The organism is Actinophytocola glycyrrhizae, assembly GCF_042653545.1.
Taxonomy (GTDB): Bacteria; Actinomycetota; Actinomycetes; order Mycobacteriales; family Pseudonocardiaceae; genus Actinophytocola; species Actinophytocola glycyrrhizae.
In genome coordinates, this window is sequence record NZ_JBHSIS010000022.1 from 237,548 (window position 1) to 249,659 (window position 12,112).

Genomic DNA, 12,112 nt, shown 5'->3' on the forward strand with positions numbered 1-12,112 from the left:
ATGACGCCTCAGCGGATCTACGAGGAGCTGACCACCGGGCCTGGCTCGGAGACGCTTCAGGCGGCGCAGCACGTGTCCTCCGCCGAGTCCGCTGCCGAGCAGGCTCGGGCCGAGCGGATTCGACGGCTTCTGGCCACCATCGAGAGCGGTTGGCGGGGAAGCGCCGCGGACGGTGCGCAGGGTGCCGCGCTGCCGTTGGCCAGGCATGCGGCAGAGGGGGCGGAGTACCTCCACATCGCACAGGACCTGCTCGACCGGCAGGCCGGGTCGTTCCACCGGGCGGCCGCCGACGTCGAGCCCATGCCACCGGAGCCTGCTGCCGACCTGCTGGACCAGGTGGTGCCGTTCGACGTCGACACCGACGCGCAGACGCAGGCGTACCAGCAGAAGGCGCAGCACAACATCCGAGTCTTCGAGGGGTACGACAACGCCAGCAACCACAACGAGACGCATCTGCCGCGGCAGTTCAGCAGCACCACCCACAGCGGTGGCGGCATCTCGGTGACTCCCGCCGACACCGTCGCGGTCGACGACACCCCTCGGAACGCCGGACCGGACGACGTCACCCGCGACCAGGCGTCCGTCGACGGGACCGCTCCCAGTGGTCACCGGCCCGCTCCGGGGCCGGTGGTGACCGCTCCTGCCGAGGATGGCGTCGCCGGAGGAAATCTGGACGGGAACCCCGGCCAGGTGGGCAGACCCGGCATCCGGGTTGGCGGGCCAGGCGGACGCGTCGAATCCGGCGTCCCTGGCGCACCGGGCGGCCGTGGCGGCGGGTTCGGCGGCGGACCAGGCGGACTGGGCGGATCGGGCACGTCAGGCGGATCGGGCGGGCAAGGCAGTGCGGGCGGGTCAGGCAGTGTCGGCGGGCCAGGCGCGAGCCGTGGACCGGTGTTGGGACCCGGTAGCGGTGCCGGTGCGGGCGCGTCGGCCGCCGACGAGGCGGCCGCCCGGCGTGGTGTCGCAGGTGCCGCGGGGCGTGGCGGCGGGACCGGCCCGGTCGGCGCCCCCTTGGGCGCCGGCCGGAACAAGGACGAGGACCAGGAGTACGAGCGCAAGGTGCTCATCGAAGGCGACCCGGACGGCATGTTCGGCAGTGACGCGCTCACGGCGCCGCAGGTCATCGGGGACGACGAGTACGAGGACTAGCAGGACCGTCGGCCAACCCCGCGCCGGGGGACCGACCGTCGCCCGCGTGGGCCAGTGCGCTGGGTGAGAGGCGGCCGACGATCGCGGGTGCCTCGTGGACGAGGGTGTCGTCGGTGAGTGCCGCCACCATGAACAGTGCGAAGTCCACGCGTCGTGTCAGGTTGCTCGCGAGGACCGGGTCGTCGACGTGGTGGCTCCACACGGGCAGGCCCTGGCTCTCGCCCTCTTCGAGGTCGCTGCCGCGGACCACGGTCCACCGCCGGTCGCTGGCGAAGATCCGCCGGCAGGCCTCCACCTGGTCGTCGATCTCGACGGCGCGCACCAGCCTGCCCAGCCAGGCGGCGACCCGGAGGGCCGCCCTGAACTTCCACGAGTACGTGTCCTTGCCGTCCCTGGTGATGTGCCAGCCGCACGAGAACACCAGCCGTGCGCCGGGGTCGGCGTGGTCGAGCACCGCCTGCGCCGTGCCCGACGAGTACTGCCGCACACCCCACGGGACCAGCACGGTCAGCACGCCGTCGCAGCCGGCGACCGCCTTCTGGATCACCTCCCGGTCGTTCGTGGCGCCCGGCACGATCGTGATCCGGTCCGCCAGCGCGGCGAGCTTGCCGACGCTGCGTTCGCGGCACACGCCGACGACCTCGTAGCCGAGGTCCAGTGCGTGCCGGACCATGTACTGCCCCAGTTTTCCCGATGCGCCGATGACGCAGACCCTCTGCATGTCCTGCTCCTAACTTACGGTGTAAGTCACGCTAGACTTACGCCGTAAGTACGTCAAGGAGGAGTCTCATGAAGTCGAAGCGGGCGCCGCTGAGCAGGGAGCGGGTGATCACCGCGGCGATGGCGCTCGCCGACGAGAAGGGCGAAGCCGGGGTCACCATGCGGGCGGTCGCCGCCAGGCTGGGGGTCGAGGCGATGTCGCTCTACAACCACGTCGCAGGCCGGGAGGACATGCTCGACGACATGGTCGACGCGGTGTTCGGCGAGATCGACCTGCCCGCGCCTGCCGCGGACTGGAAGGCGGCCATGCGCGACCGCGCCGCCTCGGCACGCCAGGCGCTCCGCCGTCACTCCTGGGCCGTCGGCCTGATGGACTCCCGCAGCTCGCCGGGCCCGGCGACCCTGCGACACCACGACGCCGTGCTCGGCACCCTGCGCGCGGGCGGTTTCTCCGTCGCGATGGCCGCGCACGCCTTCTCCGTGATCGACAGCTACCTCTACGGGTTCGTCCTCCAGGAGGAGAGCATGCCGTTCGCGAACCGCACCGAGTTCGACGAGGTCGCGGGCGACATCCAGCGCACCATGCCCGAGGGCGCCTACCCACACCTCACGGAGCTGATGACCGACTACGCCATGCGGCCCGGCTACGACTACGGCGACGAGTTCGAGTTCGGCCTCACCCTGATCCTCGACGCACTGCACCCCGACGAGAATTAGGCCCGCCTCCGCGGATTCAAGACACGCTCTAACCCATGCGCACCGCGCGGTCCATGATCGTGGGCAGGGCGCGGGCGATGGTCGCACCAGCCGCCAGCACCGTGAACAGGACGAACAGCACCAGCACGGTCCTCGGCTGCGGGACGCGGACCAGTTCGAGCAGGCCCCCGGGGTTGGTCACCAGGTCCCACGAGTTGAAGCGGAACACCCGGCCGAGGACGATCCCCACCGCGCACAGCGCGTGCAGCGACAGGTCCGTGAGCAGCACGGCCCGCCTGGACACGCCGCGCTCGGCCAGCCAGCGCTCCAGCCGCACCAGCGACAGCACGTACGCGACGAACCCGATCGCGAACAGCACCAGGTACTGCGTGAGCAGCCCGGCCGCCACCCAGCTCTCGACGTGGCGCAGGTCGCGCGGCAGGTGCAGCACGTCGGTCAGCACGTACGGCGCGTTGGGCAGGAACGCCACGAACACGGCACCACCGGTGATCAGCAACCAGCGGGGCCGCTGCCGGCGTCCGAACAGGAGGTGCGCGAGCACGAGCGGAACCAGGGCGAGGAACGCGTTCCACCCCATCCATCCGGCATTGGCCACCAGCGCGGACATAACATCACGGTACCCGCGACGCGCTTCGAGGAGACCCACATGAGCATTCCGCCGGCCTACCAGGCAGCGGAGGACCGCTACGACAACGCGATGTCCTACCGCAGGACCGGCGACAGCGGCCTTCGCCTGCCCGCCATCTCGCTGGGGCTGTGGCAGAACTTCGGCACCGAGGTGCCGCTGGAGCAGTGCCGCGCGATCCTGCGCCGCGCGTTCGACCGCGGCGTCACCCACTTCGACCTGGCCAACAACTACGGCCCGCCCTACGGCTCGGCGGAGACCAACTTCGGTGCGCTCGTGGCGCAGGACTTCCGGCCGTACCGGGACGAGCTGGTCATCTCCACGAAGGCCGGCTACGACATGTGGCCCGGCCCGTACGGCCAGGGTGGCGGCTCCCGCAAGTACGTGCTCGCGAGCCTCGACCAGAGCCTGTCCCGCATGGGCCTCGACTACGTGGACATCTTCTACTCGCACCGGTACGACCCGGACACGCCGCTCGAGGAGACCATGGGCGCGCTCGCCTCCGCCGTGCAGCAGGGCAAGGCGCTCTACGTCGGCATCTCCTCGTACTCGCCGGCCAAGACCCGCGAGGCGCACGCGCTGCTCGCCGGCATGGGTGTGCGGCTGCTCATCCACCAGCCGTCGTACTCCATGCTCAACCGCTGGATCGAGCCCGACCTGCTGGACGCGCTCGGTGAGCTCGGCGTGGGCTGCATCGGGTTCTCGCCGCTCGCGCAGGGCATGCTGACCGACCGCTACCTGGACGGGATCCCCGCCGGCTCCCGCGCCGCCCGCGACGGGTCGCTGTCGCAGTCGATGCTGTCGGAGGAGAACCTGGCCCGCATCCGCGCGCTCGACGAGATCGCGAGGTCACGTGGCCAGTCGCTGGCACAGCTCGCGCTGGCCTGGACGCTGCGCGACACCCGGATGACCTCGACGCTCATCGGCGCGTCCAGCGTCAAGCAGCTCGACGACAACCTCGGCGCGCTGTCCGGCCTCGAGTTCACCGACTCGGAGCTGGCCGAGATCGACGAGCACGCGGTCGACAGCGGCATCAACCTGTGGGCCCGCTCCAGCACCAGCTAGGTGTTGAACCCGCGGACTGGATGATGATTCCGTGAAGTCGGTGTGAGTCGGTCGTCGTGGTGCTGGTCGCGTCGGGTGCGTTGCCTGGTTCCGGTTGGTGTTGCGCGTTGACGGCGCTGGTAATGCCCTGAAAGGCGCGTTCAGGGCGCTGGGCGCCCTGAACGGCCCATTCACGGCACCGGGACGGCCTGCCGGGCGCTGTGCGCCGGGCTCGCTTCACATGATCTTCACGGAATCAATCGTCTAGCGCACCCGGCCCTGTTCCACCAGGCGCGCGAGCCGGTCCCGCCACCACCGCACGCGGGCGGGGTCCCGCAGCTCGTAGCGGTCCAGCAGGGCCGGGTCCGGTGTCGGGGTGACCGGCGCGACCGGCAGGTACCCGTCGACCGGCGTCAACGCACGCGCGGGTCCGACCACGTCCCCGTCGAGCAGCGACAACGTGCCGAGCCCGCACGCGAAGTCCAGCTCGGGCAGCGCCCCGGCCAGCGCGAGCCCGGCACTGAGGCCCACCGAGGTCTCCAGTGCCGACGACACCACGCACGGCAGCCCGCACGCCTCGGCGACCCGCAACGCCCGCCGCACCCCGCCCAGTGGTGTGCACTTGATGACGGCCACGTCGGCGGCCCCGGCGACGGCGACCTTCATCGGGTCCTCGGCCCGCCGGATCGACTCGTCGGCGGCGATCCGCACGTCGACCCTGCGCCGCACCAGCGCCAGCTCGTCGACGGTCCGGCACGGCTGCTCCACGTACTCCAGCCCACCGGCGGCCCGGTCCAGCAGCGGAATCGCGGCGACCGCGGCGTCGACGTCCCAGGCACCGTTCGCGTCGACGCGGATCCGCCCGTCCGGCAACGCGTCCCGCACGGCTTCGAGCCGTGCGATGTCGTCGCCGAGGGGCCCGTCGGCGACCTTCACCTTCGCGGTGCGGCACCCGGACGCGGTGACCAGCTCGTGCGCCCGCCTCGGTGACACGACGGGCACGGTGGTGTTGACGGGGATCCGCCCGCGCACCGGGTCCGGCCACCCGACGGTGCACGCCTCGATGGCGGTCGTCAGCCAGGACGCGGCCTCGCGGTCGTCGTACTCGGGGAAGGCACAGAAGTCGCCCCACCCGGCAGGCCCTTCGATGAGCACGCCCTCACGCACGTCGATGCCGCGGAACCGCGTCACCATCGGGATCGCGTAGACCCTGGCCAGCTCGAAATCGATCATGGTCTTCATCAGGCCCCGAAGCTACTCCAGGAACCGGTCGACGATCACGTCGACCGGTAACGCGAGGTCGATCACCGTGCCGCGCTCGTCGGGGCCGAGCGGCTCGAGGTCCGCGTACTGCGAGTCGACCAGCGACTCGGGCATGAAGTGCCCCTCCCGCGCCCCGACCCGCTTCCGCACGATGTCCCGGTCACCGTGCAGGTGCAGGAAGGTGACGGTGGGCGCGGCCTCCCGGAGCGTGTCCCGGTAGACCCGCTTGAGCGCGGAACACGTGACGACCGCGCCCGCGCCGTCGTGCTCGGCCAGCCACGTACCGATGGTGAGCAGCCACGGCCGCCGGTCGACGTCGGTCAACGGCTCCCCGGACCGCATCTTGGCCACGTTCCCGGGGGAGTGGAAGTCATCCGCGTCCGCGAACGGCACCCCCATCCGCTCCGCGAGCGCAACCCCCACAGTGGTCTTCCCGGACCCACTGACGCCCATCACGACTACGAGTGCCATGGCCCGATGTTGTCATCCCGCGCCGACAACGGCGCGCCGTGCCTCCACGAAGCTCCTGGCCCGGTGCACGTCCTTCGCGGCGAACACGAGCGGCCCCGAGGCGAGATCGACGACGAGCACGTCCCCGCGCGACACCCGCATCGACGTGCCATCCGCACCGGGAACCGGGTGTTCGCCGTCATCGGTCTCGGTCCGCGTGGCGACGCCGGTCACCTCGCTCAACGGGAACGAGTGCCTGGTGGTCTTGCGCTTCGAGGCCGGTCTGACCACGACCTCGAGCGAGTCCGGCGTGACGCTGAGCGTGTCGGCGTCCTCCCCGCGAGCAGTGAACGTCACCACCAGCGAGCTGTCCACGACCTCGGGCGACAGGTCGGCGAGCACCAGCCGGGCGGCACGTCGCGCGGGCAGCCAGGCGAGCAGAGCCAACCCGACCGCGACCGCACCGACCGCGACGAAGTACGCGGTCTCGGGCAAACCGGTGGGCTCGCTCCCCGAGGCCATCATCACGAAGAGGAACGCCACGAACACACCGCTGAGCGGTACCGTCTGCTGCCACTGATCCGGCTTCCTCCTGGTACCCCACCAGGTCCACGCCCCGATACCGGCAAAGACGACAGCAACACCGGCGGCGATCAGCATGTTGTCGGTGTCCCGCACGGCCACGGCCATCGCGACGGTGACCACGCCGAACACCAAAGCCGGTGCGAGCGCACTGATGGCGAGCAGCTTGTGTGCTCGGTCGACAAGTGAAGGGGCGTCGGACACGAACTCTCCCTAGTACAGGTTGCCTTTTCTCGTCCACCAGTCGGGCTCGCGGGTCGGTCCGAGCGGTGGGTCTTCCTGCCGTTCGTCTTCCTCGGCATGCATGTGTCCGACCCGCTCCTGCCCCGCGGCTGACTTGTCGGCGGTCGCCCGCTCCGTGCTGTCGACCTTCGCGGCCTCGGTGGACCAGCTCATAGCCGTGCGAGGTACCAATCCCAAGCCCGGTCTCCAGTGCTTCGCCGCCGAGGTGGGACTCACGAGCTTCGACACCATCTCGGCGATCTGCTTGACCTGCTTGCCGATGTCGGCCAGCGCGTCGAGCAGTTTCCGCAGCATGCCGCCGATCTTGTCGATCAGTGTGGCGGCCCACGACAAGGCACGTGCACAGAAGTCGGCCACCGCGGCACCCGCGGTCAGGAAGCCCATCGGCAACCGTTTGGCGGCGAGTTCGAGCAGGTTCCACACGTATTCGGCAATGAGGTCGCGGATGGCGGATCGCACGGCCGCGATGCGGGTACCGCCCATCGCGATGGCCTGTGCCGCGCCCGCGCACGCCAGGCTCGCGCCGGAGAGCTGCGCCGCCCGGAACCGCATGTGGTTCGAGAAGGCGATCGACGACTGCGTGTCGCCCTCGAGGTAGGTGGGCACCTCCCTGGCGATCGAGCTGTTCTGCTCGGAAGCCAGCCGGTCGAGCGCCAGTGCCGTGTCGTTGAGCGTCGTCACCGTCGACGTGACCACGCGCGGGTCGCCGATGGTGATGTCCAACGGCCAGCGAAGGATCGCGACGTGGTCGATGATCCAGGAGATCGCCGAAGTCGCCAGCGCGTCCAGCGGGTTGGCGATGACCCCCAGACCTTCGATGAGCACGTTGCCGATACCGAGCACGCCGTCGAGCCCGTTGCTGTTCTCGTCGCCGATCGAGCCAGCCAGCTCCGCGATGGCGTCGACCAGGCCCGCGCCGCTGGTGTTCATCTCAGTGAACATCAGGGCTCCGGAACCGGCCTGCCTGTGCCTGGTCGCTGTTGCGGTACGTGGTCGCGGCGTCGTTCGTGTAGGTGGCGTCGCTGGTCAGGTGCAGGCCGAGCAGGCGGATGCCCAAGCCGGTCTCCGTCGTCGAGGCGATGGCCTGCTCGGCGAACGCCTGCGCGAACAGCCCGAGCGAGGTGACGCCGAGGTCGATGCCCTTGACGGTGTCCGAGAGTTCGGTGACCTCGTCGCCGCGCTGGTGCATCCCGCCCGCGAACGTCTCCAGTTCCTCGGGTACGACCTTGATGCCGTCGTTCGTCATGCCGGTCCTTTCAGCGCAGCAGGGAGCCGCCGTCATCGGGGCCGGTTTGTTGCGGCCCGCCACCTCTGCGTTTGCGGAGAACCGAGCCCCCGTCCTCGTCCGGTGCCGGTTCTCGCCTGGTGGGGGTGGCTTCCGGTTGGGGCATGAACCGGTTGACGAAGTCCATGGTCTCGGGGTCGCCGAACTGCTGGGACAGGGACGCCGTCACGCGGTTCGAGACCTCGCGTTGGGCGGCCTGCACCGTCCTCATCACCAGAGGGCCCAGCTTGTCCGGGGTGACCTTCGCCGCCTGCGCGGCGAACGTGATGTTCTGCAGTGCGCCCGTCGGGGCCAGCGTGACCGTCACGGCGCCGTCCGGGGACGTGGCCGTCGCGCTGGCGTTGGACAGTTCGGTGCGGAGTTGGGCTGCCTTCGTCTCCAGGTCCTCTGCCTGCTGTTGCAGCTGCCGCAGCACCGAGTCCGGGTCCAGGCCGTCGAACGGGTTCGCCATGCCTCGCAGGCTAACGCACGAGGTCACGGTGGGTGGCCGGATTGTCACGCGTCACCGGGACGGATCTACGCAGTCGCGCCGGCCGTGGGATGACCACGGCCGGCGCGAGTCGAGCCACGAGCGGGGCTACCTCCCGGACGAGTACAGGTCGGCGACCTCGGTGTCGGTCAGCGCCCGGTCGTAGACGTGCACCTGGTCGATGCCGCCACGCCAGAAGTCGACCTGGTCGCCGCCGTACTTCGCCCGCCCGATCACGGTGTTGCCGGTCGCGGGGGCGCCGACGCACGCCGACGCGGAGCCGGCGAGCCGGCCGTCCACGTACAGCTTCAGCGAACCCGTGGTCACGTCCCGCACGCCGACCAGGTGGTACCACTGCCCGGTGTCGGGCGGCGCGGGTGCGAGCGCCCGCACCCCGACGAAGCTGAACGCGAACCGGTTGTCCTGCCCCGAGTACTGCAGGAAGTAACCGCTGTTGCTGTCACCGTCCTGGCTGACCGCGGTCGCGAACCCGCCGAGGCTGTCCAGCCGCACCCACGCGGCCACCGAGTAGTTCGCGATCGCGGTGTCCACCAGCGACGCACCGGTGTCGGCGTAGGCGTTCCCGTCGAACCGCAGGCCGTTGCCGTTCCTTCCCTCCGTCCACACCGGGTCACCCACCAGCGTGGCGTCGTGGTCGCCGACCTCGTCGGCGGTGGTGGTGCCGGAGCCCTCGCTGAACGGGTAGTACGCGATCCCGTCCGGGCCCGGGGTGCCCGGCGGTGGCGGCTCCGCGCCCTCACCCGACCCGTCGGCCTCCCGGATGATCTTCTCGTTGATCGCCCTGACCTGCGCGAAGTCCATCTTCTCCACCTGGCGGTCGTAGGTGAAGAAGCCGTTGACCTCGTGCTCCACGTCGGTGATCTGCGTGTAGATCGCACCGGAGATGCCGCATCGCTGCGCCGAGGTCAGCACGTCCTCCTGGTTCTCCACGTACCGCCTGGTCAGCGTCGCGGAGTCGGGCGTCATCTCGTACGCGTGGCCCTCGCCGAACCACATGTGGTTCTCGACCTCGAGGCCGAAGCCGCCGTGCTCGCCGTCGGCCGACACCCGCCGCCCGTCCGGTGACGGGGTCGCCGGGCCGACGTAGGCGTGGTGGTCGATCATGTCGCCGCGACCGGAGTCACCCTTGGAGGCACAGCAGTTCACGCCGCTGTGCGCGTTGACGAGCCTGCTCGGGTCCTGCGCCTTCACCTCGTCGGCGATGCGGCCGGTCTCGACCCGGTCCCACTCGCCCCAGCCCTCGTTGAACGGCACCCAGACCACGAGCGACGTCCAGCTCCTGTGCTCTTCCACCATGGTGTGCAGCTCACGCTCGAACTGGGTGCGCGCGGCCGGTGGCGGCAGCTCGTTCGACGTCTTCATCGACGGCATGTCCTGCCACACCAGCAGACCGAGCTTGTCGGCGTGGTAGAACCAGCGGTCGGGTTCGACCTTGATGTGTTTGCGGACCGTGTTGAACCCGAGCACCTTGTGCTGCTCCAGGTCGAACCTCAGTGCCGCGTCGGTCGGCGCGGTGTGGATGCCGTCCGGCCAGAAACCCTGGTCCAGTGTGGACATGTGGAACAGGATCTCGCCGTTCAACGTCATGCGCAGCTTGCCGTCCGCGCCCGGGGCGGTGCCGATCTCCCGCATGCCGAAGTACGAGCCGACCTCGTCGACCTTCTTGCGGCCGTCGTACAGCGTCACCTTCAGGTCGTACAGGTACGGCGAGTCCGGCGACCACAGCTTCGCCTTCGGCACCGGCACCGTCAGCTCCTGGTTGGCCGGCCCGCGAACCCGGCCGACGACGCGGCCCTTGTCGTAGGCGACCGCCTCGACCGTGCCCTCGATGGTCGAGCGCGCGGTCAGCCGCAGCGTGCTGTCCGCCAGCTTCGGTGTCATGTCGAGCTTGTCGAGGTGGCGTGACTGCACGGGTTCCAGCCACACCGTCTGCCAGATGCCCGAGCTGCCGGTGTAGAAGATGCCGCGGTCGGGCACCTGCCGCTGCTTGCCGACCGGCTGCCACGTCCGGTCGGTGAGGTCCTCGACGCCGACGACGATCTCCTGCGGACCCCGTTTCTTCAGCGCGGCGGTGATGTCGACGGAGAACGAGTCGTAGCCGCCGCGGTGCGTGGTCACCTGCCTGCCGTTGACCCACACGCGGGTGTCGTAGTCCACCGCGCCGAAGTTCAGGATCAGCCGGTCGCCGCGCCACTTCGACGGGACGTCGAACGTGCGGCGGTACCACATGCGTTCCTCGGTGCGCTGGATGCCCGACAGCGCCGACTCCACCGGGTAGGGCACGAGGATGCGTTCGTCCAGCTCCTCGCCGATCGGCGGTTCCTCGCCTTCCTCGGCGCCCGCGAACTCCCAGACACCGTTGAGGTTCTTCCACTCCGGGCGGGTCAGCTGGGGCCGGGGATACTCGGGCAGTGCGTTGTCCGGGCCGACGAGGTGAGTCCACGGGGTCGTGAGTGGTGGGGTTCCCGGCTCCCACACGGGGTCCGCGACCGCGGGCAGTGCGGGTGCCAGTACCGCCGCGACGACGGTGGCCGCCACGACGGCGAGCGCTCTTCGAGACACGGATGACCTCCTTATCTTGACGCGCGACTGAGATATGCCTGCACGGCGACGACAACGGCGAGGAACGCGCCGCTCACCACCGACTGGTAGTGGGAGGAGAGGGTGCCGATCTGGTTGATGACGTTCTGGATGACGCGCAACAGGAGCACGCCGGCGAGCGTGCCCGCGACCGTGCCCGCGCCACCGGTCAGCAGGGTCCCGCCGATCACGACGGCCGCGATGGCGTCGAGTTCGAGGCCCTCGCCGACGATCGTGACGCCGGACGCGGAGTACGCGGCGGCCAGCGCGCCCGCGAGGCCCGCGCACAGCCCGCTGCCCAGGTACAGCAGCATGGTGTTGCGGGCGACGGGCAGCCCCATCAGCGTCGCCGCCTCGCGGCTGCCGCCGATCGCGAACGTCGAGTGCCCGAACCTGGTGCGCTGCAACACGAGGATGCCGACCGCGAACAGTGCCACGGTGATCCACACGGGGACGCCGAGGCCGAGGAACGTGCCCTGACCGAGTTTGGTCAGCCAGTCCTCGCGCGGGAGCAGCCTGGTCTGCGAGCCCTCGTCGGTGATGAGGAGCAGCAGGCCGCGGGCGCCGAGCAGCGTGGCCAGCGTGACGATGAACGGCGCGAGCCTGCCGTACGCGACGAGCCAGCCGTTGAGCAGGCCGATCGCACCGCACACCACCAGGGGGAGGAGCAGGCCGACGAGGCTGCCCCACTGGATGCCGTACGCCGCGAGGACGCCGCCGAGCGCGTACACCGAGCCGACGGACAGGTCGATGCCACCCGAGATGATGACGAACGTCATGCCCAGTGCGACGATCGCGAGAAACGAACTCTGGATCGCGATGTTCCGTGCGTTGCCGATGGTCGCGAACGAGTCGAACGAGAACGACGCGACCAGCACCACCAGCGCCAGCACCACGAGCGAGCCGCGGCGCTGCACCAGCGCGGCGAAGGGTTCCTTGCCGGTCATCCCGCCGCTGGCGACGG

General features: G+C 70.1%; 13 protein-coding genes. 3 read left to right on the forward strand and 10 right to left on the reverse strand.

Features of this window, described 5'->3' with window-relative positions:
• Positions 1–1,149, forward strand: coding sequence for a WXG100 family type VII secretion target (locus ACFPCV_RS32105; protein ID WP_378060449.1), 1,149 nt, complete (start codon positions 1–3; stop codon positions 1,147–1,149).
• Here ACFPCV_RS32105 and ACFPCV_RS32110 read toward each other — a convergent pair.
• A complete protein-coding gene (locus tag ACFPCV_RS32110; RefSeq protein WP_378060451.1) occupies positions 1,121–1,870 on the reverse strand; it encodes an NAD(P)-dependent oxidoreductase in 750 nt (249 codons plus the stop codon). The two genes, ACFPCV_RS32105 and ACFPCV_RS32110, sit on opposite strands and share 29 nt — an antisense overlap.
• A 68-nt stretch (positions 1,871–1,938) precedes the next feature.
• Between ACFPCV_RS32110 and ACFPCV_RS32115 the strand changes: the two genes are divergently transcribed.
• Complete coding sequence (locus ACFPCV_RS32115) at positions 1,939–2,586, forward strand: TetR/AcrR family transcriptional regulator (protein ID WP_378060453.1); 648 nt, start codon at positions 1,939–1,941, stop codon at positions 2,584–2,586.
• Positions 2,587–2,614: 28 nt separating this feature from the next.
• Here ACFPCV_RS32115 and ACFPCV_RS32120 read toward each other — a convergent pair whose 3' ends face one another.
• Positions 2,615–3,193, reverse strand: coding sequence for a DUF1361 domain-containing protein (locus ACFPCV_RS32120; RefSeq protein ID WP_378060455.1), 579 nt, complete (start codon positions 3,191–3,193; stop codon positions 2,615–2,617).
• A gap of 39 nt (positions 3,194–3,232) precedes the next feature.
• Here ACFPCV_RS32120 and mgrA point away from each other — a divergent pair, with 39 nt between their 5' ends.
• On the forward strand, positions 3,233–4,276 hold the full coding sequence (gene mgrA / locus ACFPCV_RS32125; protein ID WP_378060457.1) for an L-glyceraldehyde 3-phosphate reductase: 1,044 nt from the start codon (positions 3,233–3,235) through the stop codon (positions 4,274–4,276).
• 243 nt (positions 4,277–4,519) lie between these two features.
• Here the strand turns inward: mgrA and ACFPCV_RS32130 are convergent, their stop codons facing one another.
• The 8 genes from ACFPCV_RS32130 to ACFPCV_RS32165 all read right to left on the reverse strand — a co-directional run bounded on the left by ACFPCV_RS32130 (position 4,520) and on the right by ACFPCV_RS32165 (position 12,095).
• The gene (locus tag ACFPCV_RS32130) at positions 4,520–5,497 is read right to left on the reverse strand and encodes an o-succinylbenzoate synthase (RefSeq protein ID WP_378060459.1); all 978 of its coding nucleotides are present in this window, start codon (positions 5,495–5,497) and stop codon (positions 4,520–4,522) included.
• A 12-nt stretch (positions 5,498–5,509) separates the two neighbouring features.
• On the reverse strand, positions 5,510–5,989 hold the full coding sequence (locus ACFPCV_RS32135) for a gluconokinase (protein ID WP_378060461.1): 480 nt from the start codon (positions 5,987–5,989) through the stop codon (positions 5,510–5,512).
• Between the two features lie 12 nt (positions 5,990–6,001).
• Positions 6,002–6,754 carry a hypothetical protein gene (locus ACFPCV_RS32140; RefSeq protein ID WP_378060463.1) on the reverse strand — a complete coding sequence of 251 codons (753 nt, stop codon included), beginning with the start codon at positions 6,752–6,754 and terminating at the stop codon, positions 6,002–6,004.
• Between the two features lie 9 nt (positions 6,755–6,763).
• Positions 6,764–7,735 carry a hypothetical protein gene (locus tag ACFPCV_RS32145; RefSeq protein ID WP_378060465.1) on the reverse strand — a complete coding sequence of 324 codons (972 nt, stop codon included), beginning with the start codon at positions 7,733–7,735 and terminating at the stop codon, positions 6,764–6,766.
• Positions 7,725–8,039 (reverse strand): hypothetical protein, encoded by a 315-nt coding sequence (locus ACFPCV_RS32150; protein WP_378060467.1) that lies wholly within the window; start codon positions 8,037–8,039, stop codon positions 7,725–7,727. Before ACFPCV_RS32150 ends, ACFPCV_RS32145 begins: the two co-directional genes overlap by 11 nt.
• Before the next feature lie 10 nt (positions 8,040–8,049).
• Positions 8,050–8,529, reverse strand: coding sequence for a YbaB/EbfC family nucleoid-associated protein (locus tag ACFPCV_RS32155; RefSeq protein WP_378060469.1), 480 nt, complete (start codon positions 8,527–8,529; stop codon positions 8,050–8,052).
• Positions 8,530–8,655: 126 nt separating this feature from the next.
• Positions 8,656–11,130: a LamG-like jellyroll fold domain-containing protein gene (locus ACFPCV_RS32160; RefSeq protein ID WP_378060471.1), complete on the reverse strand. Its 2,475-nt coding sequence runs from the start codon at positions 11,128–11,130 to the stop codon at positions 8,656–8,658.
• Positions 11,131–11,141: 11 nt separating this feature from the next.
• The gene (locus ACFPCV_RS32165; protein WP_378061163.1) at positions 11,142–12,095 is read right to left on the reverse strand and encodes an ABC transporter permease; all 954 of its coding nucleotides are present in this window, start codon (positions 12,093–12,095) and stop codon (positions 11,142–11,144) included.
• Positions 12,096–12,112: the final 17 nt, after the last annotated feature.